The organism is Microbacterium trichothecenolyticum, from assembly GCF_000956465.1.
Taxonomy (GTDB): domain Bacteria; phylum Actinomycetota; class Actinomycetes; order Actinomycetales; family Microbacteriaceae; genus Microbacterium; species Microbacterium trichothecenolyticum.
The window spans coordinates 1-24,560 of the sequence record NZ_JYJA01000030.1; the positions used below are offsets into that span (position 1 = coordinate 1).

The 24,560-nt window shown below is 71.6% G+C and carries 27 protein-coding genes; 16 read left to right on the plus strand and 11 right to left on the minus strand.

Annotated elements, in window-relative coordinates:
• Nucleotides 1-56 precede the first annotated feature (56 nt).
• From RS82_RS06180 to RS82_RS06195, 4 genes are all read left to right on the plus strand, one after another.
• Nucleotides 57-740 (plus strand): winged helix-turn-helix domain-containing protein, encoded by a 684-nt coding sequence (locus RS82_RS06180; protein ID WP_045297715.1) that lies wholly within the window; start codon nt 57-59, stop codon nt 738-740.
• 99 nt (nt 741-839) lie between these two features.
• Complete coding sequence (locus RS82_RS06185) at nt 840-1,847, plus strand: DNA-3-methyladenine glycosylase family protein (protein ID WP_045297716.1); 1,008 nt, start codon at nt 840-842, stop codon at nt 1,845-1,847.
• Between the two features lie 51 nt (nt 1,848-1,898).
• Complete coding sequence (locus RS82_RS06190) at nt 1,899-2,276, plus strand: SpoIIAA family protein (protein ID WP_045297717.1); 378 nt, start codon at nt 1,899-1,901, stop codon at nt 2,274-2,276.
• A gap of 94 nt (nt 2,277-2,370) precedes the next feature.
• Entirely contained in the window at nt 2,371-2,787 is a 417-nt protein-coding gene (locus tag RS82_RS06195) for a VOC family protein (protein ID WP_045297718.1), read from the plus strand.
• 63 nt (nt 2,788-2,850) lie between these two features.
• Here RS82_RS06195 and RS82_RS06200 read toward each other — a convergent pair whose 3' ends face one another.
• A complete protein-coding gene (locus RS82_RS06200; protein ID WP_045297719.1) occupies nt 2,851-3,768 on the minus strand; it encodes an aldo/keto reductase in 918 nt (305 codons plus the stop codon).
• A 96-nt stretch (nt 3,769-3,864) separates the two neighbouring features.
• Here RS82_RS06200 and RS82_RS06205 point away from each other — a divergent pair, with 96 nt between their 5' ends.
• Both RS82_RS06205 and RS82_RS06210 read left to right on the plus strand, forming a co-directional pair.
• Nucleotides 3,865-4,089 carry a hypothetical protein gene (locus RS82_RS06205; protein ID WP_045297720.1) on the plus strand — a complete coding sequence of 75 codons (225 nt, stop codon included), beginning with the start codon at nt 3,865-3,867 and terminating at the stop codon, nt 4,087-4,089.
• A gap of 71 nt (nt 4,090-4,160) precedes the next feature.
• Nucleotides 4,161-4,346, plus strand: coding sequence for a DUF1918 domain-containing protein (locus RS82_RS06210; RefSeq protein ID WP_045297722.1), 186 nt, complete (start codon nt 4,161-4,163; stop codon nt 4,344-4,346).
• A 103-nt stretch (nt 4,347-4,449) separates the two neighbouring features.
• Here the strand turns inward: RS82_RS06210 and RS82_RS06215 are convergent, their stop codons facing one another.
• Nucleotides 4,450-6,594 carry a S9 family peptidase gene (locus RS82_RS06215; protein WP_045297842.1) on the minus strand — a complete coding sequence of 715 codons (2,145 nt, stop codon included), beginning with the start codon at nt 6,592-6,594 and terminating at the stop codon, nt 4,450-4,452.
• Between the two features lie 47 nt (nt 6,595-6,641).
• Nucleotides 6,642-7,523, minus strand: coding sequence for an RNA polymerase sigma factor SigJ (gene sigJ, locus RS82_RS06220; RefSeq protein WP_045297843.1), 882 nt, complete (start codon nt 7,521-7,523; stop codon nt 6,642-6,644).
• Nucleotides 7,524-7,647: 124 nt separating this feature from the next.
• Between sigJ and RS82_RS06225 the strand changes: the two genes are divergently transcribed.
• Both RS82_RS06225 and RS82_RS06230 read left to right on the plus strand, forming a co-directional pair.
• Nucleotides 7,648-8,391 (plus strand): SDR family oxidoreductase, encoded by a 744-nt coding sequence (locus tag RS82_RS06225; protein ID WP_045297723.1) that lies wholly within the window; start codon nt 7,648-7,650, stop codon nt 8,389-8,391.
• 183 nt (nt 8,392-8,574) lie between these two features.
• Nucleotides 8,575-9,321, plus strand: a complete 747-nt coding sequence (locus RS82_RS06230; protein WP_045297724.1) for an SDR family oxidoreductase — start codon at nt 8,575-8,577, stop codon at nt 9,319-9,321.
• 55 nt (nt 9,322-9,376) lie between these two features.
• Here the strand turns inward: RS82_RS06230 and RS82_RS06235 are convergent, their stop codons facing one another.
• The 3 genes from RS82_RS06235 to RS82_RS06245 all read right to left on the minus strand — a co-directional run bounded on the left by RS82_RS06235 (nt 9,377) and on the right by RS82_RS06245 (nt 11,846).
• On the minus strand, nt 9,377-10,210 hold the full coding sequence (locus RS82_RS06235; RefSeq protein WP_045297725.1) for an aldo/keto reductase: 834 nt from the start codon (nt 10,208-10,210) through the stop codon (nt 9,377-9,379).
• A 74-nt stretch (nt 10,211-10,284) separates the two neighbouring features.
• On the minus strand, nt 10,285-11,220 hold the full coding sequence (locus RS82_RS06240) for an aminoglycoside phosphotransferase family protein (protein WP_045297727.1): 936 nt from the start codon (nt 11,218-11,220) through the stop codon (nt 10,285-10,287).
• Nucleotides 11,217-11,846, minus strand: a complete 630-nt coding sequence (locus RS82_RS06245) for a TetR/AcrR family transcriptional regulator (protein WP_045297728.1) — start codon at nt 11,844-11,846, stop codon at nt 11,217-11,219. The genes RS82_RS06240 and RS82_RS06245 overlap by 4 nt, the downstream gene beginning before the upstream one ends.
• A 101-nt stretch (nt 11,847-11,947) precedes the next feature.
• On the opposite strand from RS82_RS06245, the gene RS82_RS06250 reads away from it, so the two are divergent.
• From RS82_RS06250 to RS82_RS06260, 3 genes are all read left to right on the plus strand, one after another.
• The gene (locus RS82_RS06250; protein WP_045297730.1) at nt 11,948-12,985 is read left to right on the plus strand and encodes an agmatine deiminase family protein; all 1,038 of its coding nucleotides are present in this window, start codon (nt 11,948-11,950) and stop codon (nt 12,983-12,985) included.
• 112 nt (nt 12,986-13,097) lie between these two features.
• Nucleotides 13,098-14,819 carry an amidase gene (locus RS82_RS06255; RefSeq protein WP_045297731.1) on the plus strand — a complete coding sequence of 574 codons (1,722 nt, stop codon included), beginning with the start codon at nt 13,098-13,100 and terminating at the stop codon, nt 14,817-14,819.
• Nucleotides 14,820-14,825: 6 nt separating this feature from the next.
• Complete coding sequence (locus RS82_RS06260) at nt 14,826-15,899, plus strand: C45 family autoproteolytic acyltransferase/hydrolase (protein WP_045297733.1); 1,074 nt, start codon at nt 14,826-14,828, stop codon at nt 15,897-15,899.
• A gap of 9 nt (nt 15,900-15,908) precedes the next feature.
• On the opposite strand, the gene RS82_RS06265 is transcribed toward RS82_RS06260, so the two are convergent.
• Nucleotides 15,909-17,384 carry an MFS transporter gene (locus RS82_RS06265; RefSeq protein ID WP_045297734.1) on the minus strand — a complete coding sequence of 492 codons (1,476 nt, stop codon included), beginning with the start codon at nt 17,382-17,384 and terminating at the stop codon, nt 15,909-15,911.
• A gap of 115 nt (nt 17,385-17,499) precedes the next feature.
• Between RS82_RS06265 and RS82_RS06270 the strand changes: the two genes are divergently transcribed.
• The 3 genes from RS82_RS06270 (at nt 17,500) to RS82_RS06280 (ending at nt 19,515) form a co-directional block, all read left to right on the plus strand.
• Nucleotides 17,500-18,153: a TetR/AcrR family transcriptional regulator gene (locus tag RS82_RS06270; RefSeq protein ID WP_045297735.1), complete on the plus strand. Its 654-nt coding sequence runs from the start codon at nt 17,500-17,502 to the stop codon at nt 18,151-18,153.
• Between the two features lie 61 nt (nt 18,154-18,214).
• Nucleotides 18,215-18,619 carry a DUF6855 family protein gene (locus RS82_RS06275; protein WP_045297844.1) on the plus strand — a complete coding sequence of 135 codons (405 nt, stop codon included), beginning with the start codon at nt 18,215-18,217 and terminating at the stop codon, nt 18,617-18,619.
• A 53-nt stretch (nt 18,620-18,672) separates the two neighbouring features.
• Nucleotides 18,673-19,515 carry an esterase/lipase family protein gene (locus RS82_RS06280; RefSeq protein WP_045297737.1) on the plus strand — a complete coding sequence of 281 codons (843 nt, stop codon included), beginning with the start codon at nt 18,673-18,675 and terminating at the stop codon, nt 19,513-19,515.
• A gap of 5 nt (nt 19,516-19,520) precedes the next feature.
• On the opposite strand, the gene RS82_RS06285 is transcribed toward RS82_RS06280, so the two are convergent.
• Nucleotides 19,521-20,102, minus strand: coding sequence for a TetR/AcrR family transcriptional regulator (locus RS82_RS06285; RefSeq protein ID WP_045297738.1), 582 nt, complete (start codon nt 20,100-20,102; stop codon nt 19,521-19,523).
• Nucleotides 20,103-20,209: 107 nt separating this feature from the next.
• On the opposite strand from RS82_RS06285, the gene RS82_RS06290 reads away from it, so the two are divergent.
• Nucleotides 20,210-20,965, plus strand: a complete 756-nt coding sequence (locus RS82_RS06290; protein ID WP_045297739.1) for an SDR family NAD(P)-dependent oxidoreductase — start codon at nt 20,210-20,212, stop codon at nt 20,963-20,965.
• A gap of 72 nt (nt 20,966-21,037) precedes the next feature.
• On the opposite strand, the gene RS82_RS06295 is transcribed toward RS82_RS06290, so the two are convergent.
• Genes RS82_RS06295 through RS82_RS06305 form a run of 3 tightly spaced genes read right to left on the minus strand, consistent with a single transcriptional unit; the run spans nt 21,038 to nt 22,728 of the window.
• Nucleotides 21,038-21,511 carry a GNAT family N-acetyltransferase gene (locus RS82_RS06295; RefSeq protein ID WP_045297740.1) on the minus strand — a complete coding sequence of 158 codons (474 nt, stop codon included), beginning with the start codon at nt 21,509-21,511 and terminating at the stop codon, nt 21,038-21,040.
• A complete protein-coding gene (locus tag RS82_RS06300) occupies nt 21,508-21,876 on the minus strand; it encodes an HNH endonuclease (protein ID WP_045297742.1) in 369 nt (122 codons plus the stop codon). Before RS82_RS06300 ends, RS82_RS06295 begins: the two co-directional genes overlap by 4 nt.
• Before the next feature lie 21 nt (nt 21,877-21,897).
• A complete protein-coding gene (locus RS82_RS06305) occupies nt 21,898-22,728 on the minus strand; it encodes a Cof-type HAD-IIB family hydrolase (RefSeq protein WP_045297743.1) in 831 nt (276 codons plus the stop codon).
• A 122-nt stretch (nt 22,729-22,850) separates the two neighbouring features.
• Between RS82_RS06305 and pgi the strand changes: the two genes are divergently transcribed.
• On the plus strand, nt 22,851-24,530 hold the full coding sequence (pgi, locus tag RS82_RS06310) for a glucose-6-phosphate isomerase (RefSeq protein ID WP_045297744.1): 1,680 nt from the start codon (nt 22,851-22,853) through the stop codon (nt 24,528-24,530).
• The last annotated feature ends 30 nt before the right edge of the window (nt 24,531-24,560 follow it).

Consider the following 24,560-nt stretch of genomic DNA (forward strand, 5'->3'; position numbering starts at 1 on the left):
CTGCTCGCCTGTCGCGAAGGGTCGGCGCGGGTGACCCGATGCGACAGGTGGACAGAATGCGATCAGAAGCGGTCGAGGCGCCTGCGGCCCCGGCCCCCGAGCCCGCGCAGCCGGCCGGGCGCGCCCTCCCCGCCGGCACGTCCCCGCGCGGCTTCGCCCTCTACGTCGGCATCGACGAAGCCAAGGCCGCCGCCTCCGGCGTGAACCTCGGCGTGCTCGTCGACGCCCTGCGCCGCACCCTCGCCGAGCTGGCCCCGTCCGCCGAGACCTACGCCACCGTCGCCCTCGCGCCGGTGGGCTCGGGCGGCCGCGACGTCGACGTCGTGCGCCTCGCGCTGCACGAGCCGTCGGCCGTCGCCCGCACCAAGCAGGAGGAGCCCGAGGACGAAGAGCCCGCCTCGGGCGGCGTGGTCGTCGACATCTCGCGCAAGCGCGTGCTCATCGACGGCGAGTCGGCCGCCTTCACCTTCAAGGAGTTCGAGCTGCTGCAGTACCTCGTCCTGCGCGAGGGCCGCACCATCGAGCGCACCGAGCTGGTGACGTCGCTGTGGCAGGGCGCGACCGACGAGGACGCCCCGGGCGAGCGGACGATCGACGTGCACGTGCGTCGTCTTCGCGCCAAGCTCGGCCGGTACGAGGACATCGTCCGCACCGTGCGCGGCGTCGGCTACCGCTTCGACCGTCACGCCGACGTCGTCATCCGCTACGGCCACGGCACCCCGTCGCCCGACCGCTTCTGATCGCATTCTGTCCACCTGTCGCATCGGGTCACCCGCGCCGACCCTTCGCGACAGGCGAGCAGGATTCGATGTCGGAGGGCGGGGCGTAGGGTGGGCGGCATGACCACCTCGCTCTCGCGCATCCCTCGAGCGAGGGATGCCGAGCGCTTCGGTCCACGGGCGGCGACCCGCGATCCCCGGCCCGACTATGGCCGACCGCTCGAGACGGAGTACCGGCCGCGGCATCCGCTCGACCTCCGCCGCACTGTGCTGTATCAGCGACGCGGAGCCGGGGACCCGACGATGGCGGTCTCGGGCGCGGTCATCTGGCGGGTGAGCCGTACGCCGGCCGGCATCGCGACGCTCGCGATCCGGGAGACGCACCCGGGCGTGATCCGCGGCGCCGCCTGGGGTCCGGGCCGCGAGTGGGCGCTCGCGCAGCTTCCCGCGCTGTGCGGTGCGGACGACGAGCCCGGCGACTTCGATGCGTCGCGGCATCCGCTCGTCGCCGACGCTCATCACCGCAATCCCGGGCTGCGCCTCTCGCGCACCGATCTCGTGTTCGACGCCCTGGCGAGCGCGGTCTTCGAGCAGAAGGTCACCGGCATGCAGGCGTTCGGAGCGTGGCGGCGCGTCGTGACGTGGTGCGGCGAGCGTGCTCCCGGCCCGACGCCGGCGCCGATGTTCGCCCCGCCGACGATCGACGGATGGCAGCGCGTCCCCTCGTGGGTGTGGCACCGCGCGGGGCTCGAACCGCCGCAGTCGAAGACCGTCGTGCGCGCCGCCCGCCGCGGCGACGCGATCGTGCGGGCCGTGCTCGCCGCCGACGACGGCGAGGCCGTCGACCGCGTGCTCGTGAGCCAGCCCGGCATCGGTCCATGGACCTCCGCGGAGACTCGCATCAGGGCACTCGGCGACGCCGACGCCGTGAGCGTCGACGACTACCACCTGGCTCACGAGGTCGGCTACGCGCTGACCGGCCATCGCACGGACGACGATGGGATGCTGCGGCTCCTGGCCGCGTGGCCGGGTCAGCGCCAGCGCGTGATCCGTCTCATCGGGGCGAGCGGTGTGCGCGAGCCCCGGCGCGGCGCGCGCCTGCACCCCGAAGACCACCGCGACCGCTGACTCTCCGCGCGTCCGCGCCGCGGTCGCGGCGTCCGCCGACACGATGGACGCATGATCGAGTCTCTGCACGGCCTGCCCGACGGCGTCATCGGGTTCCGCGCCATCGGCGCCGTCGACGCATCGGACTACGTCGGGTCTCTCGACCCGGCGATCGACGCGGCGGTGGACGCCGGCCGCAAGGTCAACCTGGTCTACGTCCTCGGCGACGAGTTCGAGCGCTACTCGCTCGGCGCTCTCTGGCAGGACGCCAAGCTCGAGGGGAAGCCGGCCGACGTGTGGGGGCGCATCGCGCTCGTCACCGACCACAGCCTGATCGGCGAGGTGATCCACGGCATCTCGTTCCTGTTCCCCTGCGAGCTGCGGATCTTCGCGGTGTCGGCGCTCGACGACGCGATCGCGTGGGCGGCGGAGGGGCCCAAGGACACCTGACGCGGACCTCCTTGTGGATGTCGGAGGTCACGACGACACTGGGACGCGCCACGCGGCCGGGCGCGGCATCCACCACCCACTTCAGGAGTTCGACATGCCCAGCCTCAACCCGTATCTCTCCTTCAAGAACGAAGCCCGCGAGGCGATGACGTTCTATCAGAGCGTGTTCGGGGGCGACCTCGACATCTCGACGTTCGGCCAGTTCGAGGGGATGGTGCAGGACCCCTCCGAGAACGACCTCGTGATGCACGCGCAGCTCACCAGCCCCGACGGGTTCATCCTCATGGGCGCCGACACGCCCACCGGAATGAACTACGAGAGGCCGGCCGGCATCTCGGTCTCGGTCAGCGGTGACGACGAGGCCTCGCTGCAGGGCTTCTGGGACAAGCTCGCCGACGGCGGCACCATCACGATGCCGTACGACACCCCGCCGTGGGGCGGAAAGTTCGGCATGCTCACCGACCGCTTCGGCATCGACTGGATGGTCGCGGTCAACGCCCAGCAGGCGTGAGCCCACGGCGCGGACCCCCGCAGGAGCCGGGGTCCGCGCTCGCTCGACGCAGGGTGCCAGCGATCAGGCGTAGGCGCTGTCGTCTACGGGCGACGGCGCGGGCCCGAGTGCTTCGAGCTGGGTCCACACCTCGTCGGGGATCGGCGTCGCGGCGAGCTCGTCGAGCTGCGCGAGACGCCGCGCCGACGAGATGCCGACCACGGTCGAGTCGACCAGCGGCGACCGCAGCGAGAAGTGCAGAGCCACCGCCGGAAGGCTGACCCCGAACGAGGCGGCGACACGCTCGAGGCGCGACACCCACTCCTGCAGCTCAGGGGTCGCCGGACGGTAACCGTACATCGCACCCTCGCGCGCCCCGGTGGCGAGGATGCCGGCGCCGAACGGCGCCGCGTTGAACACCGTCATGCCGCGCTCGCGCGCGTCGGCGAACACCGTCGCGGCGGAGTGGTCGACGACCGTGAAGCGGTTGTGGATGAGCACGGCGTCGAAGACGCCGGTCTCGACGTAGCCGGCCATCATCCCGACCGGTCCCGCGGCCACGCCGATCGCGTCGACTCGACCCGATTCGCGCAACTCGATGAGTCCCTCGACCGCGCCGCCGCGGCCCATGGCCTCGTCGAAGGTGACGGTGTAGGGATCGTGCAGGTGCAGCAGCGGCAGACGCTCGACGCCGAGGCGCGCCGTCGTCTCTTCGAACGAGCGCATGACGCGGTCGCGGTCGAACGCGCCGGTCTCGGGGTCGCAATCGACCTTCGAGATGACGCGGGTCGCGGCATCCGTTCCCTTCCGTGCGATCGCGAGGCCCAGCACCGCCTCGGACCGCCCCCCGGAGTAGTTGTTGGAGGTGTCGATGAAGGCGTGGCTGCTGTCGAACAGCTGCTCTGCGAATCGGACGGCGGCGTCCTCTTCGGGGGAACCGGGCTCGGTGCCTCGTCCGAGAGGGGAGGTGCCGAGGGTGAGCGGGCTGACGTTGAGGGTCATGGCATCCGTTCCGTATGAGGTGGGTCCTTCCAACCTACCGAGAGCCTCCGGGCCACAGGCGGCCCACGGGCTCCGCCGCACCCCTAGGCTTTCGCCATGACCACGACGCGGAGAGGCTGGACGCGCGGGCACTCGGGCTGGGCGCTCGGCACGGCCCTCATGTTCACGCTGGGGATCGTCTTCGGACTCATCTGGGGCAACGTGCTGCTGGGCGTCGTGCTCGCCGCCGCGGTGTCGATCGGGTGGCTCATGGCCTACGAGTCCTGGCGCGGGCGCAGTGTCGGGCTCGAAGATCGCGACGACGACGGCGCCCAGCTGTAGGCGTCGCACCCGCTCACCCCTACCCCTGGCCGCCGCCGCGTCGTATGGTGAGCGCCAGGAGGTGGTCCGCCATGCAAGCGAGCGTCGGCGATCGCGTGATCATCCACGGCCGTGTCGTCGGTGCCGTGGAGCGCGCGGGTGAGGTCATCGAGGTCCGCGGCACCGGGGACAACCCGCTGCTCGTGGTCCGTTACGACGACGGGCACGAGGCGATCCTGTCGCCGGGAAGCGACTGCGAAGTCCGGCACGCGTCCTGAACCGCGTGCACAGAATCGGAGGATCCGCCCGCCACGCCGGGACGTGGCATCCGTCTTCCGGCGTGTCGAGGAAGACCTCCGACGGTGTGCTCGGCGCCGCGTGCTACCCCAGGAGTTCGTAGCGCGACGGCTCCTCGCCGAGCACGTGCTCGCCGAGGAACGCGAACACCGTCTCGTACCAGACGACGGCGTGCTGGGGCTTGAGTACCCAGTGGTTCTCGTCGGGGAAGTACAGGAAGCGGTGCGGCATGCGCCCGTCCTCGTCGGCATGGTGCTCGGCGAGTTCCGACCACAGCCGCAGACCCTCGCCGATCGGCACGCGGTAGTCCTTGTCGCCGTGGACGACCAGCAGCGGCGTGCGGATGTCCCGCACGAAGTGATGCGGCGAGTGCTCGGTCATCGCCTCGGGGGTGAAGATCCGCTGCCAGTACTCCGAGCTGTCGGTCGTGCCCGAGAACTGGTCGAGCGCCCAGAGGCTCGCGTGGGTCACGATCGCCTGGAAGCGGTCGGTGTGACCGGCGACCCAGTTGGCCATGTAACCGCCGAAGGATCCGCCCATCGCGGCGGTGCGCGTCTGGTCGATGTCGTCGCGGGCCTCGACGGCGTCGGTGATCGACAGCAGGTCCGTGTACGGCTTGCCACCCCAGCTGTTCCAGCCGCGAGCGATGAAGTCCAGGCCGTAGCCGGTCGACAGGGCGGGGTCGGGCAGCAGCACGGCATACCCGCGAGCAACCGCGAGCAGCGGTGCCCAGCGCCAGCTCCACGCGTTCCAGCTGTTGAGGGGACCACCGTGGATCCACAGCAGCAGCGGCGCCGGCGAATCCTCCGATGCCCCTTCGGGCAGCAGCAGCCAGCCGCGCACGCGGGCGCCGTCCTCAGCGGTGGTCTCGACCTCGGTGATCGAGCCCGGGGCGGCCGGCGTCGGCGCCGGCGTCGCGAGCGGGGTCACCGCGCCGTCGCGTGCGATGCGGACGGGGTGCGGCGGCACGACCCACGACGAACGGAGCGCCACGACATCCCCCGTACGGCGGTCGACCACGACGTTCGCGTACGCGAAGTCGTCGTCGGTGAGCTTCTCGGGCGCGCCGCCGTCGACGGGGATGCGGAACACCGGTGCGCGGCCGTCGTGGTCGGCGGTCGCGATGAGCGCCGTGTCGTCGGCCGCGAACTCCAGCGACGACGCCCAGTGGTCCCACTCGGCCGCGACGCGCTGTGCGCCGCTGCCGTCGATCCCGGCGACCCAGATCTCGTAGTCCGTGGGAGCGGCCGGGCTGCTCTGGACCGTGCGGAGGTAGGCGATGCGCGCGCCGTCGTGGCTGATCGCAGGCATCTCGTAGTCCACGCCGACCTCATCGAACAGCGTCGTGCGCTCGCCGGTCGCCGTATCGATCGCGACGATCACGCGGCGCCCGGCGCGCTGCTCACGGTGCTCGAGCGACACCACGAGCGTCGCCCCGTCCGGCGTGAGCGCGGCCTCCGCGTGGTCGAGCGACCGCACCGGCTTCGGCGTGAGGTCCCGCGGACGCGGCAGGGTCGCCGGGTACGGGTTCGCCTCGGTCCCGGACGCCGGGGCCCCGGCGTCCGCGGGGGTCGAGGCATCCGCTTCCGACGCGTCTGCTGCCGCCGTGTCCGCCACCGCCGCGGCGATGGTGTCCTCGAGGGCGTCGATGTCGATCGCGAGCAGGTGCGGCTCGGCGGGGCCGAGGTCGTGGTCCCAGTAGCGGACGGGGTAGGTGTCGTGCAGGATCGCCGACACCTTCTTCTCCTTGCGCTTCGCGCGCAGCGCCGCCTCGCCCTCGAGTGTGTCGGCGCCCGGCAGCAGGGAGGCCGAGATCACCAGCCGTGCGGAAGCGTCGGCGGTCGCGGCGATGCCGTCGACCCCGCCCGCCAGTCGCGTCACGGGCCGCGCTTCACCGCCGGTGGCGGGCAGCAGCCACAGCTGGCCGGACTCGTCGTCGGCGTCGCCGTCGGCATCGGGCCGGGCGGAGACGAACAGGATGTCGCCGCCGGCCGTGAACGCGGCGCCCGCCTCGCCCTTCGCCGACCGCGTCAGCCGTCGCGGCGTGCCGCCGCCCGTCGCCGGCACCGCCCACAATGACCGGTCGTAGCCGGTGCCGTCCTTCTTCAGCGCAGCGACGGTGAGCACGGCGGTCTTCCCGTCGGGTGAGAGGGCGAGCGCCTCCACCCGCGGAAGGGCGATGTAGTCGGTGAGCGAATCGAAAGCGGTGGAGTTCGAGGGGGACGCCATGCGCTCCACGCTAACCGACGCTCCTCGGCCCGCGGAATGTGGATCCGTCAGCTCCACTGCGTGAGCTTGTCGGGGTTGCGCATGATGTAGACGTCGGTGACCCGCCCGTCGCGCACCTCCAGCGACACCAGTGCGCTGGGCTCGTCGTCGATCGTCGCGAGGAATCCCAGCCCGTCAGGCGTCTCGATCGCGACGAGCACCGCGTCGGGCTCCAGCCGCGGCAGACCGAGGAGGAACCTCCCGACGCGGTCGGCGCCGCGCACCGGACGCAGCGCAGCCGAGACGCGTCCTCCGCCGTCCGAGCGCAGCACGACACCGGGATCGAGCACCGCGACGAGGGCGTCGAGCTCGCCGGTGGCGGTCGCCGCCGCGAAGGCGCGGGCGACCGCGTCATGCTGTTCCCGCGAGGCTGCGCCCGTGCGATGCTCGCGCACGCGCCGCCGCGCCTGCGACGCCAGCTGCCGCACGGCATCCGCGCTGCGCCCCACCGTCTCGGCGATCTCGGCGAACGGCACGCCGAAGACATCGTGCAGCACGAACGCGACGCGCTCCGCAGGGGTGAGCGACTCGAGCAGCACGAGCAGTGCCATCGAGACGGAGTCGTCGAGCGTGACCTGCTCGATCGGGTCGAGAGGGACGGATGCTGCGAGCGGTGAGCCCTGCGGCACGGGCTCCGGCAGCCACTCCCCCACGTAGTGCTCGCGCCGGGCGCGCGCCGAGCCCAGCATGTCGAGGCACACGCGTCCGGCGACCCGGGTCAGCCAGGCGGCGGGGTTGCGGATCGCGGTCCGCTCCTCGTCCGACAGGCGGAGCCAGCGGACGTACGTCTCCTGCACCGCATCCTCGGCGTCGGCCACCGTGCCGAGCATGCGGTAGCAGAGGCCGAGGAGGGCCCGGCGTTCGCTCTCGACCTCGTCGGTGGGAGGCATCCGTGATCCCTTCTCGATGTTCCGGCGACGCATGCCCGGAGAATGTGAGCCGATTCCTCACATTCTCGCGTGCCGCATCGTCGGACTGTCGAGATCCCCGTTCGGGGACGAGAGGAGTGATGTCATGAGGATCGCGGTCGCCGGAGGCACGGGTGTCGTCGGAAGCCATGTCGTGGAGGCGGTGCGGGCGGACGGACACGACCCGGTCGTGCTCAGTCGCGGCACCGGCGTCGATCTGACCACCGGGGCGGGTCTGGACGCCGCGCTCGACCGCGTCGACGCGGTCATCGACACCGCGAACGTCTCGACGCTGTCGGCGGATGCCGCCACGCGGTTCTTCGAGACCGCGACCGGCAATCTCGTCGCCGCGGCCGCTCGGGCGCGCGTTCCGCACGTGGTGCTGCTGTCGATCGTGGGGATCGACCGGATGCCGTACGACTACTACGCAGGAAAGCTCGCGCAGGAGCGCGTGGTCGAGGCAGCGCCCGTGCCGTGGACCATCCTGCGCGCGACGCAGTTCCACGAGTTCGCCGGCCAACTGTTCGACCGGGCGAAGGTCGGGCCGCTGCATGTCGCGCCGAGGGCGCGCGTGCAGCCGGTCGCCGCGCGCGAGGTCGGCGCCCACCTGGCCCGACTCGCCGCCGGCGCACCCCAGGGCCGCGCCGCGGACCTCGCCGGACCGCGCGAGGAGCGGCTCGACGGGATGGTCAAGGCGTATGCCCGGCGCACCGGCCACGACGGCTGGATCCCCTCGGTGAGCCTGCCGGGCGCGCAGATGAAGGGCATGCGGGCGGGTCTCGCGCTCCCGGGCGACGGCGCGGTGCTGGGCGTCCAGACGTTCGCGCAGTGGCTCGCCGAAATCGGCTGAGCCCGTATCCGACCGGCGGCAGCGCGCCTCCCTCCGATCGAGGCGGTGCGCCCGTCGGGCCGCTCCGTGAGCGGCTCGGGTGCGCACTCTCCCCCGAGCGAGCCCGAGCCGCTCGTATCGTGCAGCAGGACCGAGCAGGTCTACGCTGAGCGGGGGTCGGGGTCACACGCACCAGGAGGATTCGTGAGACTCGCCATCGCCGGCGGCACCGGCATGACGGGCGGGCACATCGCAGAGATCGCGCGCGGGCGCGGCCACGATGTCAGCACCCTGTCCCGCCGCACGGGGGTCGAACTCCTGAGCGGCGCAGGGCTCGCGGGCTCGCTGGACGGGGTCGACGCGCTGATCGACGTGACCAATGTGACGACCGCGAAGCCCGACGTGTCGGTGATGTTCTTCGCCGGGGCCACGAAGAGCCTCCTCATGGCCGAGCGCGCAGCGGGGGTCGCCCACCACCTGGTGCTGACCATCGTCGGCGCCGAGGCGGCCCCCGACGGCTACTACGCCGGAAAGCTGGTGCAGGAGCGGCTGGTCGCCGGCAGCGACGTGCCGTGGACGATCCTGCGCACGACACAGTTCCACGAGTACGCGGCGATGATGTACCACCGAGGCCACGCCGGGGCCCATGTCACTCCGTCCGGTCGCGTGCAGCCCGTCGCCGTGCACGAGGTCGCCGCGCACCTCGTCGACCTGGCCGAGCAGGGTCCCGCCGGCCGCGCGACCGACCTCGCCGGACCGCAGGAGGAGAGCCTCGCCGACATGGTGCACCGCTACGCCCGCGCGATCGGCCATCGCGGCCCGATCCCCGTCGTGAACACCCCCGGCGGCCTCGGCCGCGCCCTCCGCTCCGGAGCGCTGCTTCCCGGCCCCGATGCGCTGCGCGGCACCCAGACGTTCGCCGAGTGGCTCGACGCCCTCCCCGACGCCTGAACCGGAGCGGATGCTGCGACCCTGCGCGACGCGCCGGGTCGCAGCATCCGTTCGGTCACATCTCCTCGTGGGTGTTCGGGTCGCCGTCCCACAGACGGCCGCGCTCGAGCGCGCTGATCGCCGCGAGCTGATCGTGAGTGAGCGTGAAGCCGAAGACGTCTGCGTTCTCACGCTGTCGGTCGGCGTCGGCCGACTTGGGGATCGGCGTGCTGCCGAGCTGCGTGTGCCAGCGCAGCACCACCTGCGTCGGCGTCACGTCGTGGACCGTCGCGAGCTCGGTGAGGATCTGCTCCGTCAGCAGCTCGCTGCGCTTGGCGAGCGGGCTCCAGCTCTCGGTGCGGATGCCGTGCGTCGCGTGGAACGCGCGAAGCTTCGCCTGCGGGAAGTACGGGTGCAGCTCGACCTGGTTCACCGCGGGCACGACGCCCGTCTCCTCGATGAGCTCGGTCAGCTGGTCCTCGGTGAAGTTGGAGACGCCGATGGAGCGGACGAGTCCGAGTTCACGCGCCTCGATGAGGCCGCGCCAGGTGTCGACGTACTTGCCGACGCTGGGGTTCGGCCAGTGGATCAGCTGCAGGTCGATGCGGTCGAGGCCCAGCCGATCCAGCGAGCCCTTGACGCTGTCGACCGCCTCCTGCCGGCCGTGGTGGCGACCGGGGATCTTCGACGCGACCAGCAGTGTGCCGCGGTCGACGTCGCTGCGCCGCACGGCCTCGCCGACCTCGCGCTCGTTCTCGTAGTTGACCGCGGTGTCGAGCAGCCGGTAGCCGGAGCCGATCGCGCCGACCATGGCCGCGATCCCCTCCTCGCCCCGAAGGCCGTAGGTGCCCAGGCCCAGCTCGGGGAACCAGGCGCCGTCGTTCAAGGTCACGGTGGGGATCGCGCTCATGGCTCCATCCTGGCCCTGCTGCCCCGCGCGCGCCGCGTGTCGCGCGCGGGGCTGTCACGGACGGACGTCGGGTCTCACCTCTCCCAGCGCTCGCGCAACCAGTCCAGCGTCACGATCGCCTGGTCCCTCTGGAAGGTGCGCAGCGTCGGCATCCTCGGCGGCACCGGCCGCAGCGATGACCCGAGGAACATGCCCGCGAAGCCGGCGAGCACACGGGTCGCGGCATCGCGAGGCATGCCGTCGAAGATCGCGTACCGCCCGATCAGGCGCTCGATGTCGGCATCGGGGTCGTAGTAGCGCACGTTGATGAGGAGCGACAGCGCGTCGAACCACGCCACGCCCCTCGCCGCCCACGGCCAGTCGATCAGCACCACCGACCCGTCTTCACGCAGCAGGATGTTGTCGGCGCGGGTGTCGAAGTGCACGAGCCGGTCGCCGCGCACGTCCGCGACGGCGCGGGCCGCGGCATCCGTCAAACCGTCATGGTGCGCCCGCACCCACGTGTCGAGTCCGCGTGGCAACGGGGGCAGGGTCACAGGGTCGATGCGCTGCCATTCGGCGGCGTCGCCCGCGATCGCGTCGGCGAGCGTCGTCACGGCGGCGTCCGCGGGCAGCGGCGTCGCCGTCATCGCGTGCAGCGCTTCGAGGACGGCCTCGAGTTCGCCAGGCTCCCACGGAGTGGACGGATGCCGCGCCTCGACGTCCTCGAGCACGAGGGCGACCCAGTCGTCGTGCTCGACGAAGCCGAGGAGTGCCGGCGCCGGGACGTGGGGCGGAAGTGCTGCCGTGATCGCCGCCTCTGCGCGGTGGATTCCCGGGGTGTCGGCGTTCAGCGACAGCCCGGCGCTCTTGACGAACGCGCGGCGGCCGGATGCCGTGATCACGCGGTCGGCGGACCCGGGCGAGAACCCGCCCGTCTGCGACAGCGCCTCGACCACGGGCTCGCCGAGCACCTCTTCCACCCGCGCGCGCAGCGGCGGCGGGATCTCGTTCCACGGGAGGCGCGTCATGTCGGGATCGGCACCGATCCGGGCGCGGCGCCGACGAGGGCCTCCGCCGCGCGGGCCGTGCGGGCGGCGAACCGGGTCGTGTCGGTGCCGCGCGAGAGGGACTGCGCGTTGAGTCCGTCGATCATGCCGATGAGCTGCCACGCCACCTCGCCGGGCTCGGTCGTCGAGAAGGCGCCGGCGCGGCATCCGTCCTCGATGATCGACTCCACGAGCGTCTGCCAGCGCTCCATCTGCGCCCGCACGGCACGCGCGAGGGCGTCGTTGCGGCGGGCCATCGCCCACCCCTCGACCCACACGACGGTGAGCTCTTCGCGCTCGCCGTCCATCAGGGTGTCGATGAGGGCCCCGAGCCGTGCACCCGGATCGGCGACCGCACCGACGACCCCCTCGACGTCGCGCACCTCCTCATCGACGAGGTCGGCGTAGACGCGCGCGACGAGGTCGTCCATCGAGGGCTGGTAGTGCGCCACGAGGCCGGAGGCGACTCCTGCACGCTCGGCGACTGCGCGCAGCGTGAGGGCGCTCGGTCCCTGTTCCCGCGCGATCGCGGTCGCCGCCGCGACGATCTCGGCAGCCCGTTCGGCGGGAGCCTTGCGGGTCCGCGGCCGTGACGATGTGCTTGACATGGTCTCGCCAGCATAGGTATCTTTCCTATTGATCGCTAGATCAATTACTTCGCAAGGCGCATCGACCGCCACCGCGACAAACACCGAACGAAGGGGCGCCGATGGCCTGGAGGATGCCGCACGAGGGCGATCCGCACGAGCGCACGTGGATGGCGTTCCCGAACGAGGGGCCGACGCTCGGCGACGACCCAGCCGAGCAGGAGCGCTTCTACGCGGCGTGGAGCGCGGTCGCCAACGCCGTCGCCGGCTTCGAGCCGGTCACGATGCTCGTCGATCCGTCGAAGGCCGAGCGCGCCCAGCGCATGCTCGACTCCGCCATCGACATCGTCGAGACGCCGGTCGACGAGTTCTGGTTCCGCGACCACGGTCCGACGTTCGTCGTGGACGACCAGCGTCCCGGCGCGCTCGGCGCCGTCGACTGGATCTTCAACGGCTGGGGCGCGCCCGAATGGGCCTCGTGGGAGAAGGCCGCGCAGCACGCCCGCTTCACCGCGGACCTCGTCGGCGCCGAGCTGGTGAGCTCGCTGCTCGTCAACGAGGGCGGCGGCATCCACGTCGACGGCGAAGGCACGGTGCTGGTCACCGAGACCGTGCAGCTCGACCCGCGCCGCAACCGCTTCGCCGACCGGGCACGCGTCGAGGCGGAACTGCACCGCACGATCGGCGCGACGAAGGTCGTGTGGCTCCCCCGCGGCCTCACCCGCGACTACGACGAGTTCGGCACGAACGGCCACGTCGACATCGTCGCCACCATCCCGACCCCCGGCCGCATCCTGCTGCACGCGCAGCAGAATCCCGAGCATCCCGACTTCGAGGTGTCGCGCGATCTGCGCGCCTTCTTCTCGGAGCAGACGGATGCCGCGGGCCGAACCTTCGAGATCATCGACCTCCCCGCCCCTGAGAGTCTCCGCGACCATGAGGGATTCGTCGACTACAGCTACGTCAACCACCTCGTCGTCAACGGCGGGATCATCGCGTGCGGGTTCGGCGAGGACCGCGCCGACGCGCAGGCGCGCGAGATCCTCGAGGCCGCGTACCCGGGGCGCCGCGCGCTGACGGTCGACGCCCGCCAGATCTTCGCGGGCGGCGGCGGCATCCACTGCATCACGCAGCAGCAGCCGACGGTGGTGGCGCGATGAGCCTTGGGCGCGCACAGAATCGGAGCGTCGCGGCGACGCGCCGAGGAGCGGATGCCGCGAACCGGCGAGTCGCCGAAGACCTCCGACTCCGTGTCCGACGGGAGATGGCCTGATGTACCCCGTGGTCGAGAAGACGATCACCGAGCTGCGCGAGGCCCTCGAGTCCGGCGCCGTGACGAGCGTCGAGCTCGTGGACGCGTATCTGGCTCGCATCGACGCGTACGATGCGCCCGGCACGGCGACGGCGCTCACCGCGGTGGTCGTGCGCAATCCCGACGCGCGGGCCGAGGCCGCGGCATCCGATCTCCGTCGCGCCGGAGGGCGCGCGCTCGGGCCGCTCGACGGCATCCCATACACCGCCAAGGACTCGTTCATGGCGAAGGGCCTCACCGTCGCGGCGGGCTCGCCCGCGTTCGCCGACCTCGTCGCGCAGCGCGACGCGTTCTCGATCGAGCGTCTGCGCGGTGCCGGGGCCGTGCTGATCGGTCTCACCAACATGCCCCCGATGGCCAACGGCGGGATGCAGCGGGGTCTCTACGGCCGCGCCGAGAGCCCCTACAACGCCGAGTACCTGACTTCGGCGTTCGGGTCGGGCTCGTCGAACGGCTCAGGCACGGCGACCGCGGCGAGCTTCGCGGCGTTCGGGCTCGGCGAGGAGACGTGGTCGAGCGGCCGCGCGCCGGCCTCGAACAACGCACTGTGCGCCTACACCCCGTCGCGCGGCGTCATCTCGGTGCGCGGCAACTGGCCGCTCGTGCCCACGATGGACGTCGTCGTGCCGCACACCCGCACGATGGCGGACCTGCTCGAGATCCTCGACGTGATGGTCGCCGACGACCCCGAGACGCGCGGCGATTTCTGGCGCGCGCAGCCCTGGATCCGGATCCCGGATGCCTCCGCCCTGCGCCCGGCGTCGTACCCGGCGCTCGCGTCGGGCGATGCCGACGCCGCCGCCGCGACCCTCGCGGGGCGTCGATTCGGTGTGCCGCGCATGTACATCAACGCCGATCCGGAGGCCGGCACCGCCGCTGACGGCGGGATCGGCGGACCGACGGGCACCCGTGTCGAGACCCGGCCCTCGGTGCTCGCGCTGTGGGAGAAGGCGCGGCTCGACCTGGAGGCGGCCGGCGCCGAGGTCGTGGAAGTCGACTTCCCGGCGGTCACGAACTACGAGGGCGATCGCCCGGGCGCCCCGACGATCAAGACGCGCGGGCTCGTGACCGAGGCCTTCCTCCAGCGCGAGATCGTCGACCTCTCGGCGTGGGCGTGGGACGACTTCCTGCGAGCGAACGGCGACCCGGCGCTCGATCGACTCGACGGCGTGGACGGCGCGACGATCTTCCCGCACCCCGACGGTGCGCTGCCCGACCGGTACACCGGCTTCGACGACGACATCGCGACCTATCCGGCGCAGGTGCGCGAGCACCCGTACGCGTCGTTCGCCGACATCCCCGAGATCGCCGACGGCGTCCGCGGCCTCGAGGAGACGCGGCGCATCGACCTCGAGGACTGGATGTCGATCCTCGGCCTCGACGCCGTGCTCTTCCCCGCGGTCGCCGACGTCGGCCCCGCCGACATGGACGTGAACGCGGCATCCGCCGATCTCGGCTGGCGCAACGGCGTATGGGTCGCCAACGGCAACCTCGCGATCCGGCACCTCGGCATCCCGACGGTGACCGTGCCGATGGGCACGATGGACGACATCGGGATGCCGGTGGGGCTGACGATCGCGGGGCGCGCCTACAGCGACCCCGACCTGCTCGCCTGGGCCGCGGCGTTCGAGGCCCTGCGGCCGCGCCGCACCGCTCCCCCGCGCACGCCCGAGCTCGACTGAGAACCCATGGAACTCCGCACCTTCACGTCGACGACTCCGGATCCCGCCACGCGCGGCGCCGAACTGGGTGCGGCTTTCGCAACCCAGTACCGGCGCACGGCGCAGCTGTACCTCGCGCACTTCGCCGAGCTCGGCATCCCTTCCGATGCGGTGAGGGCGATCGCCGACCGCACGCACGCCTCGCTCGCCACCTGGGCACCTGGCCTCGGCGCGGAGGCCGACGCCATCGCCGCTGCGGCCGGCCTCGAGCCGTGGCGGCTCGCCGCCGTCGGCGGACGCACCGAGATCCTCGCGGTGGCACCGCCGCCGAGGGAGGGCGAGTGCTCGACCGCGGTCCATGTCGGCCCGCGGCTCGCTGCCGAGACGCTGCAGACGTGGGACTGGCACGACTTCTTGGTGCCGGAGGGACTCCTGGTGGAGTTCGCCACCGCCGGCGGGATGCGCGTGAAGATGTTCACCGAGTTCGGCACCGCGGCGAAGATCGGCGTCAACAGCGCCGGGCTCGGCCTGCACTTCAACATCCTGTCGCACCAGACGGACTCGGACGCCGGCGGCGTCCCCGTCCACGCGATCGCGCGCCGCGTGCTCGAAGAGGCCCGGTCCATCGGGGACGCGCGGGACATCGCAGCGAGCGCGACGGTGAGCGCCTCGACAGTGCTGACGGTCTTCGAGACCGACGGTGCCGGGTCGCGGGCCGCGTCGCTCGAGCTTTCTCCCGCAGGTCTCGGCGCCGTCGAGCCCGCCGCGGACGGCTGGCTCTTCCACACGAACCACTTCCTCGACTCGGCGCTCTTCGCGGGCGACACCATGCCCGCCGACTCCACGACCATGGAGCGCCTCGCGCATCTCGAGGACGTGCGGGACGGCCTCGCCGGCCTGGATCCCACCGCCCGGGCGCTCGCGGCGTGCGGCGGACAGGGAGCCGCGGCCGAGATCTGCATGACCCCCGACCCGACCCTCCCCCGCATCGATCAGTGGGCGACCCTGCTCACGGTCGCCGTCGACACCCAGTGCTTCGCGCTCGAGGTCTTCCCCGGCCGTCCTGACGAAGCGGCTGCCGGAGGCCTCGCCCGCTTCTGACCCGCCGTGTCAGCGCAGGCCCGAGCGCAGGTCTTCAGCGGCCCCGCCGGTCACGTCGGTCCCGGATGTCGCCGGGGTGGCAGCATCCGCCCCCTCCTCGTCGGTGTGGAGCGACGGCGGGGCCGCGGAGTACGCGTCGGACAGCTCACGATAGGGCTTGGACACGAAGGCGAGCAGCACGACCAGCAGGAGCACCAGGCTCGCGCCGGCGAACGCGAGCGCGATGCCGCGAGCCTCGCCCTCGCCGAGCAGCCAGCCCCACGCCTGCTGGCCCTCGGGCGAATTCATGTAGGGGATGAGCCAGAACTGCGCGATGGGTCCGATGAGGAAGGCGGAGACGGGTGCCGCGGCGGACTCCACGCTCGCGGCGAAGCCGAAGACGCGCCCCTGCTTCTCGAACGGCACGACGCGCTGCACGATCGTCTGCTCGGAGGCTTCGGCGATGGGCATGAGCGCCATGAAGATCAGGATGCCGAGCCCGTACAGCCACCACCACTCGCGGATCGCGAAGGTCATGCCGAGCAGCGCGATGCCGATGTTGACGAGCAGCATCGTGCGCACCGGGTTCTTGCCGAGGCCGAACCTCGCCACGAGTGCGCCGCCGATGATGAATCCGAAGCTCGTCACGCCGAGGACGATGCCCCACATCTCGACCGAGAAGAGCGTCAGTCCGTACGGGTCCATGAGGGCCATGAAGACCCCGCCCACGAGGTTGTTGAACGTGGAGAAGAGGATGAGGGCGAGAAGCCCCGGCACCGCCATGACCGCAGGGATCACGCCCTTGAAGCCGAAGCCCTTCGGCGCCTCCCCCTCGACGTGGGCGACGCCGCGCTCGGGGATCGGGACGAAGATGAGGTGGATCAGCGCGACACCGGTGGCAGCGATCGCGATGGCGACCGTCCAGCCCATGCCGAGCAGCCCGATCGACAGGCCGGAGAACACGCTCGTCACCATGAACGCGATGCCCTGCACCGCACCGACGAGACCGTTCGCCTTGTCGCGCCGGTCCCCTGGGACGAGCAGGGTCACCGTCGTCGAGAGCGCGATGTTGCGGAGGTTCTCGACGACCCCGCCGAGGAGGATGACGCCCGCGAACGCCCAGAACCACGGACCGGTCCAGTCGAGCAGCGCACTCTCGGGGAACGCCACGAACATGGCGCCGGCGACGACGTAGGCCGACACTGTCACGATGCTCGAGAGCAGCATGACCGACTTCTTCTTCATGTGATCGACGATCACGCCGAACACGACGCCGAAGACGGCCACGAGCAGCATGTACGACCCGCCGATGATCGCCGTCGCGAGCACCGACTTGGTCTCGAGGTACACCCAGAACGTCAGCGCGAACCAGAGGTAGCTCGAGGTCACGTTGGCGAGCGCGGTGTTGACGAGCACCTGGTAGAACGCGCGGAGCGTGCGCGCATCGGGGCGGTGCTGGACGGGATCTTCGGATGCTGCGGGCCCGGCAGGGCTCGGCTGGCTCATGACGGATTCCTTCGGCGTGTTCGTGGAACGAGCGGCGAGGGCGAGGGCCTAAGGTGAATGTGGACACTGTTCACATTCGGTTTTCATAACGTACACACCCGGCCGGGAGGACGCAATGACTTCGCCCGTGCGCGCCTATCATCACGGTGACCTCCGACACGCGCTGATCAGCAAAGGCCTGCTGCTCGCGCGCACCGGCGGCCCGGGCGCGGTCACGCTGCGCGAGGCGACCCGCGCCGTCGGGGTTTCACCCAATGCCGCCTACCGGCATTTCGCCGATCGCGACGCCCTGGTGCGCGCCGTCGCCCGCGAGGCGCAGCTGGCACTGGCCGACGCGATCACTTCGCGCGTCGCGGCCACGCCGCGCGACCTCTCCCCCGCGGAGGCCGCGATCGAGCGGCTGCGCCGCGTGGGCCTCGCCTACATCGACTTCGCGCGCGCCGAGCGCGGGTGGTTCGAGACCGCGTTCTTCACGCAGGACACCCAAGCGAACGAGGGCATCGTCACCCTCGACGACGAGATCGTCGCCCCGTTCCGGCTCCTCATGGAGACCCTCGACGCGATGGTGCACGCGGGCGCCCTCTCCCCCGATCGCCGCCCATACGCCGAGTGGGCGTGCTGGTCGGCGGTGCACGGCTTCGCAGACATCGCCGTGCACGGCCCGGTGCGCTGGCAGCCGGCATCCGTCATCGACGCCCTCGCGGCCTCCGTCGTGGAGTCGGCCATCACGGGTGTCCGCGGCACGACCGAGGCCTCGGCCGCCGACTGAGCTGCGCCCCTTGCCGTCACCCCGCGAACCGGCAAGACTCGCACCGACGGAGGGGATGGAGATGGCCGGTTCAGGGACCGCTGAGGACCCGTGGCAGCTCACCACGGCGCCGGGCACCAGCGAGTACACGATGTACCGCGACGAGGCAGCGGACCCGCCGGCACTCGTCTGCCAGGTGGGCTCGACGACTCTCAAGTACCACCTGAGCGCGATCGACGACCTCGCGGCGTGGCTGCGCGAGCAGGGCGACTGGGTGCCGCTCGGGGCCGCCGACGAGCAGAAGCCGGCGGCCGACGGCACGGTCGAAGCGTGGGGCCGTGACGAGGGCAACCCCGTCGGCGGCTGGTATGGACTCCGCAAGGGGTACCGCGGACGGTTCGGGATGTATCTCCCGCCGCTGCTGGAGGAGCTCGGGCTCGCCGAGCTGACGCACGACAAGCGCAGCAACAGCGTCCGCGCCGTGTGACCGGCATCGACACGAGCGGCACCGCGGGCGGCGGGGCTTCTAGACTTTCGCCCATGCCGCGCCCGCCGGAAGCGACCACGTTCGCGCGCCCGTCGATGGTGGGCCGCGGGTTGTCATGGGTCGCCGACTACGTCTACGCCGGGCGCCGGCAGCTCGCCGTGCTCTCGTTCCCATGGGCGATCGGGCGACCTCGCCCCGCTCCGCCGGCGTGGCAGCGTGGCGAGCCCGGGCTGCCCGAGGTGTATCTCATCCCCGGTGTGTACGAGCACTGGACGTTCCTGCGCCCCCTGGGCGACGCGCTCGCTTCGGCGGGCCATAGGGTGCGCGTGGTGCACGGTCTGGGTGTGAACCGGCGCACGATCGCTTCGACGTCGGAGCGCCTCGCCGGCCTGCTCGCCCGCACGCCGGCGCCCGACGCCGGGCGCGTGCTCGTCGCCCACAGCAAGGGCGGCCTCATCGGCAAGCACCTGCTGGTCTCGTCCGGGGCCGCCGCGCGGGCCGCCGCAGCGGCGGCCGCCGGCGGCGACCCTGCCGAGGGCGCCGCGGCAACGACCGACGGCGGTCGCCCGCTCGGCCTGGTCGGGCTCGTCGCCGTGGCGACGCCGTTCGGCGGCTCGCGGCTCGCCCGCCTCTTCGTCGTCCCGAGCATCCGCGCCTTCAGCCCCAAGGACGAGACCATCCTCACCCTCGGCCGCGAGACGTCGGTCAACGGCCGCATCGTGTCGGTGTTCGGGCCGTGGGATCCCCACATCCCCGAGGGGAGCGCACTCGATGGCGCGACGAACATCGCCGTCCCGACGTCGGGCCACTTCCGGGTGCTCGGAGCCCGCTCGACCGCGCGCGCCGTGCTCGATGGCATCGCCGTGCTCACGGGAACGGTACCCGCGGCCGACTAGCCCGGTCAGGCCTCGGGGCGGTGCGGCCACCAGTCCGGCAGCAGCGCGAGATACACCCGGAGGAAGTCCTCGACCCGCGGGGACGGATGCCGCAGCCACCCGTCGATGATCCCCACCGTGCCGTCCGCGAGGAAGCGCGCGGCGGCGTCCGAGACGCTCGCGGGGGTCGCGCCCGCGACCGGCACCGCGATCTCGACGCGCCCGCGGTCCAGCAGTGTCTCGGTGGTGCCGCGGAAGTGCCTGCTCAGCATCGCGTGCAGCGCTCCGCCGCCGTCCGCGAGCTCGCGGCGGTAGATGTCGACGTGCCGCAGGATGTGGTGCAGCACACCTTCGGTCACGGTCGCGACGGCGGTGGCGGCATCCGATCGGTCCTTCATGAGCTCGTCGCGCAGCACGTCGAGCTCGGCGGTGAGCGCCGCCTCGACCAGCGCCTCGGGCGATTCCGCGTGCTCGTAGAAGGTCGAGCGATGTACGCCCGCCGCATCGGCGAGCTGGGTGACCGTCAAGCTCGCGATCGGCCGATCCTCGGCGAGACGGAGTGCCGCGGCGTACAGACGATCACGACTGCGCTGCTTGCGAGGGTCCATGGCGCCTCCGGGAATCTTTTCGACAGGTGTAGGTTAAGTCATGTATAGCCGACAGATGTCGGAGAAGTGATCGGCGCCACGCGATGACGCCACCAACGGAGGTAATCATGGCTACGTACGATGTCGCGGAGCGTTCCGCCATCGTCACCGGCGCAGGATCCGGCATCGGCCGGGCGGTCGCCCTCACCCTCGCCGCCAACGGCGCGGCGGTCCTCGTCGCGGATGTGCGACAGGAGGCCGCGGACGCGGTCGTCGCAGAGATCACGGGCGCGGGCGGCACGGCAGCGGCGTTCGTCGGCGACGTGGCGGACCCTGCGGTCGGGCAGGCGGCCGTCGAGGCCGCAGAGGCCCTCGCTCCCCTGCGGATCGCGGTCAACAACGCCGGTATCGGCGGCGCGGCGGCACCGATCGGCGAGTACCCGATCGACTCGTGGCAGAAGGTCATCGAGATCAACCTGAACGCGGTGTTCTACGGCACGCGCGCGCAGGCGCCCGCGATCGCGAAGAACGGCGGCGGCTCGATCGTCAACATCTCGTCGGTGCTCGGCTCCGTCGGCATCCCCATGTCGTCGGCCTACGTCACCGCCAAGCACGGCGTCGTCGGCCTCACCAAGAACGCCGCTCTCGAGTACGGCACGCAGGGCGTGCGCGTGAACGCGGTCGGCCCCGGCTTCATCCACACTCCCCTCGTCGACGCGAACCTCGACGCCGACGCGCAGGCCGCGCTCGCCGCCAAGCACGCGCTGGGCCGCCTCGGCGACCCGCAGGAGGTGGCGAACCTCGTGGCGTTCCTCGCCTCGGATGCCGCCACCTTCGTCAGCGGCAGCTACCACCTCGTCGACGGCGGTTACGCCGCGCAGTAGCATCCGCCTGTCCGGAACCGGCGGCCCGCGTGCACCCGAAGCACGCGGGCCGCCTCCCATTCCGCGCGATGTCTACAGCTGCGGCGGGGTCCACACGAGAGTGTGGCCGGTCGCGGTGAACATCTCGTTACCGGCGAGTTTGCCGGTCGTGGTCGACTCGAGCACGAAACCCAGCGCCTCGTAGAAGTCGCGCGCGGCGTTGCCGTCGAGGACCTCGAGTTCGACCCGCCCGCCGGAGCGCGCGACGAAGTGCTCGACGAGTGCCCGGCCGACGCCGCGGCGGTACTGGCCGGGATCGACGTAGATCCAGGTGATCTCGCCGCCGCCGGGGCCGACGCTGCCGGCGATGAAGCCTGCGACCGCACCCTCGGTCTCGGCGACCCACACCTCGTCATCGAAGAGGCCCTCGTTCTCATACGTGGCGGCGAGGTCGAGGTACGCATCGAGGAGCCCGGCGGCGCGGAGCTCGTCGAGCCGGGCGGCGTCGTGGATGCGCTGGATGTCGTCCCAGTCGGCGCTGTCGTACGGACGGATGAGGACGGTCATGGTGTCTCACCGGGCACCGCGGCCGCGCCGCGCCACGCGGCGAGGACCTCGACATGGCGCAGCAGGAACGCGCGCTCGTCGAGGCGCTTGCGACGCAGCCACCCGGTCACCTCGTCGTTGCACTTGCTCGCGTTGCACGACCGGCACGCGGGGACGACGTTCTCGAACGTGTAGCGGCCGCCGCGGGAGATGGGCAGCACGCAGTCCTTCTGGAACGGACCCACCGTCACGCCGCAGTAGGCGCACGCGCCCCACGCCTCGACGAGGTCCTCCCACTCGTCGAGTGTGAGGTCGTTGTCGGCAGCGGCCACCCGGCGAGCGCGGCGTCGCGCGGCGCGCGCACGCCTGGTCTGACTCACCGCCATGCCCGAAGGCTACCGACTCCGTCAGGCGACGGGGTCGGGCACGCCGTCGAGGAGCTTCTCGATCGTGGTGATGACGCCGTGGTCGAGGTTCGACGGGGCGCGGAAGCGCGCCCGCGCCGCGACGAGCGGATGCGCGTTGGCCATCGCGAACGACAGGGACGCGGCATCCATCATCTCGAGGTCGTTGAGGTAGTCGCCGAAGACCGCCGTCTGCTCGGGCGCGATGCCCGTCGCCGCCTGCAGTCGCCTGAGCGCGACGCCCTTGTTGACGCCCTGGTTCATGACGTCGATCCAGTGCTCGCCCGACACGACCACCTGGTGGGTCGCTCGCAGATCGTCGAGCGCCGGGGCGGTGGCCGCGGCCTCCGCGAAGTCGAAGATCGCGACCTTGAGGATCTGGTCGTCGACGGCGAGCAGATCGGGCACGGCCTCGAGCCGGGCGTAGTACTTCTCGGCCTCGGGGAGGAAGGCGTCGTCGGCGCGCTCGATGTAGGCGGACCGCTTGCCGCACACGACGACGCCGAGGTCACGCCCCTCGGCGGCGAGCGCGCGCAGGCGCGTGACGAGCGACGCCGTGAACGCAGCGTCCATCGCGTCCGAGCTGATCTCGGCGTCGCCCTCGACGACGTACGCGCCGTTCTCGGCGATGAACACCATGTCGTCGAGGTGCTCGGCGAACGCGTGCTGCAGCGTCGCGAGCTGGCGTCCGCTCGCCGGCGCGAAGCGGATGCCGTCCGCGTGCAGGCGGTCCAGCAGCGGCCAGAGGGCCTCGGGGATGCGGCCGTGGCCGTCGAGCAGCGTGCCGTCCATGTCGACGGCGATCAGGCGGAGGTCGGGCGAGGGGAAGGGCATGGTGCTTCCACCCTACGGTCGGCTTCCTGAACGCCGGGCGGACGCCCGCCTCACAACAGCGGCGGGCCGTCGGTGAGTAACGCGTAACCAACGCGCGCACCCGCGCGGGTACCTTGGGGTGCGTGACAGCTCCCATCGATGCCACCACCACCTCCGCCTGGGCCGAGCTCAGCTCGATCCGCGACTCGTTCGCCCCCGATCTGCGCGACTGGTTCGCCATCGATCCGCGTCGCGCCGAGCGTCTGAGCTTCGAGCTCGCCGACCTGCACGTCGACCTGTCGAAGAACCTCGTGACCGACGAGATCCTCGCGGCGCTCGTGAAGCTCGCCGAAGAGACCGGGGTCGCCGAGCGCTACGCCGCGATGCTCGCCGGCGAGCACATCAACACCACTGAGGACCGAGCGGTGCTCCACACCGCGCTGCGGCGGCCCGCGGGCGCCGCGCCCGCGCTCGTCGTGGACGGCCAGGACGTCGACGCGGATGTGCAATCGGTGCTCACCGCCATGACTGCCTTCGCCGATCGCGTGCGCTCGGGCGAGTGGCAGGGCGTGACCGGCAAGAAGGTCACGCACATCGTCAACATCGGCATCGGCGGCTCGGACCTCGGTCCGGTCATGATCTCGGCGGCCCTCGAGCCGTATGCCACCGCCGGCATCCAGGCCCGCTTCGTGTCGAACATCGACCCGTTCGACCTCGCGAACAAGACGAAGGACCTCGACCCCGAGACGACGCTGTTCATCGTCGCGTCGAAGACCTTCACCACGCTCGAGACGCTGACCAACGCCCGCCTCGCGCGCGACTGGCTGTGGGCCGGCCTCGCGGCGTCGGGTGCGATCGACGGCTCGTATGAGGCGAGGACGGATGCTGTGGCCCACCACTTCGTCGCCGTCTCGACCGCTCTCGACAAGGTCGCCGCGTTCGGCATCGACACCGACAACGCGTTCGGCTTCTGGGACTGGGTCGGCGGCCGCTACTCCGTGGACTCGGCCATCGGTCTCTCGCTCATGATCGAGCTCGGCCCCGACGTGTTCCGCGAGCTGCTCGCCGGATTCCACGCGGTCGACGAGCACGTGGCGAGCGCGCCGCTCGAGCGCAACGTGCCGGTGCTGATGGGCCTCCTCAACATCTGGTACTCGAACTTCCTCGGCGCCCAGTCGCACGCGGTGCTCCCCTACGCCCAGCAGCTCTCGCGCTTCGCCGCGTACCTGCAGCAGCTGACCATGGAGTCCAACGGCAAGTCCGTCCGCTGGGACGGCTCCCCTGTCACCACCGACACCGGCGAGGTGTTCTGGGGCGAGCCCGGCACCAACGGTCAGCACGCGTTCTACCAGCTGATCCACCAGGGCACGCGCCTCATCCCGGCCGACTTCATCGCCTTCGCCAACCCCGCCTACGCGCTCGAGGACGGCGGCCGCGACGTGCACGGCCTGTTCCTGTCGAACTTCCTCGCGCAGACCAAGGCGCTCGCCTTCGGCAAGACGGCCGAAGAGGTCGGGGCCGAAGGCACCACCGGGGCCCTCGTCGCCGCGCGCACGTTCGCGGGCAACAAGCCGACGACGTCGATCTTCGCTCCGGCGCTCACGCCCGCCGTGCTCGGCCAGCTCGTCGCGCTGTACGAGCACATCACGTTCACGCAGGGCGTGATCTGGGGCGTCAACTCGTTCGACCAGTGGGGAGTCGAGCTCGGCAAGCAGCTGGCTCTGCAGATCGCGCCGGCCATCGAGGGCGACGAGGCGGCGATCGCCGCGCAGGATGCCTCGACCCGCGCGCTCCTCGCCTACTACGCCGCGCATCGCGAGTAGGCCGCACGCCGTCGAGGACGATGCCGAACG

Coding starts and splice junctions, on each gene's coding strand:
- RS82_RS06190 (WP_045297717.1), top strand. CDS start 1,899: ATGATCGAGTCTCTGCACGGCCTGCCCGACGGCGTCATCGGGTTCCGC.
- RS82_RS06250 (WP_045297730.1), top strand. CDS start 11,948: ATGGCCTGGAGGATGCCGCACGAGGGCGATCCGCACGAGCGCACGTGG.
- RS82_RS06295 (WP_045297740.1), bottom strand. CDS start 21,511: ATGACCGTCCTCATCCGTCCGTACGACAGCGCCGACTGGGACGACATC.
- RS82_RS06225 (WP_045297723.1), top strand. CDS start 7,648: ATGAGGATCGCGGTCGCCGGAGGCACGGGTGTCGTCGGAAGCCATGTC.
- RS82_RS06260 (WP_045297733.1), top strand. CDS start 14,826: ATGGAACTCCGCACCTTCACGTCGACGACTCCGGATCCCGCCACGCGC.
- sigJ (WP_045297843.1), bottom strand. CDS start 7,523: ATGCCTCCCACCGACGAGGTCGAGAGCGAACGCCGGGCCCTCCTCGGC.
- RS82_RS06240 (WP_045297727.1), bottom strand. CDS start 11,220: ATGACGCGCCTCCCGTGGAACGAGATCCCGCCGCCGCTGCGCGCGCGG.
- RS82_RS06265 (WP_045297734.1), bottom strand. CDS start 17,384: ATGAGCCAGCCGAGCCCTGCCGGGCCCGCAGCATCCGAAGATCCCGTC.
- RS82_RS06305 (WP_045297743.1), bottom strand. CDS start 22,728: ATGCCCTTCCCCTCGCCCGACCTCCGCCTGATCGCCGTCGACATGGAC.
- RS82_RS06285 (WP_045297738.1), bottom strand. CDS start 20,102: ATGGACCCTCGCAAGCAGCGCAGTCGTGATCGTCTGTACGCCGCGGCA.
- RS82_RS06195 (WP_045297718.1), top strand. CDS start 2,371: ATGCCCAGCCTCAACCCGTATCTCTCCTTCAAGAACGAAGCCCGCGAG.
- RS82_RS06300 (WP_045297742.1), bottom strand. CDS start 21,876: ATGGCGGTGAGTCAGACCAGGCGTGCGCGCGCCGCGCGACGCCGCGCT.
- RS82_RS06215 (WP_045297842.1), bottom strand. CDS start 6,594: ATGGCGTCCCCCTCGAACTCCACCGCTTTCGATTCGCTCACCGACTAC.
- RS82_RS06280 (WP_045297737.1), top strand. CDS start 18,673: ATGCCGCGCCCGCCGGAAGCGACCACGTTCGCGCGCCCGTCGATGGTG.
- RS82_RS06270 (WP_045297735.1), top strand. CDS start 17,500: ATGACTTCGCCCGTGCGCGCCTATCATCACGGTGACCTCCGACACGCG.
- RS82_RS06185 (WP_045297716.1), top strand. CDS start 840: ATGACCACCTCGCTCTCGCGCATCCCTCGAGCGAGGGATGCCGAGCGC.
- RS82_RS06255 (WP_045297731.1), top strand. CDS start 13,098: ATGTACCCCGTGGTCGAGAAGACGATCACCGAGCTGCGCGAGGCCCTC.
- RS82_RS06235 (WP_045297725.1), bottom strand. CDS start 10,210: ATGAGCGCGATCCCCACCGTGACCTTGAACGACGGCGCCTGGTTCCCC.
- RS82_RS06205 (WP_045297720.1), top strand. CDS start 3,865: ATGACCACGACGCGGAGAGGCTGGACGCGCGGGCACTCGGGCTGGGCG.
- RS82_RS06200 (WP_045297719.1), bottom strand. CDS start 3,768: ATGACCCTCAACGTCAGCCCGCTCACCCTCGGCACCTCCCCTCTCGGA.
- RS82_RS06245 (WP_045297728.1), bottom strand. CDS start 11,846: ATGTCAAGCACATCGTCACGGCCGCGGACCCGCAAGGCTCCCGCCGAA.
- RS82_RS06275 (WP_045297844.1), top strand. CDS start 18,215: ATGGCCGGTTCAGGGACCGCTGAGGACCCGTGGCAGCTCACCACGGCG.
- RS82_RS06180 (WP_045297715.1), top strand. CDS start 57: ATGCGATCAGAAGCGGTCGAGGCGCCTGCGGCCCCGGCCCCCGAGCCC.
- RS82_RS06290 (WP_045297739.1), top strand. CDS start 20,210: ATGGCTACGTACGATGTCGCGGAGCGTTCCGCCATCGTCACCGGCGCA.
- RS82_RS06210 (WP_045297722.1), top strand. CDS start 4,161: ATGCAAGCGAGCGTCGGCGATCGCGTGATCATCCACGGCCGTGTCGTC.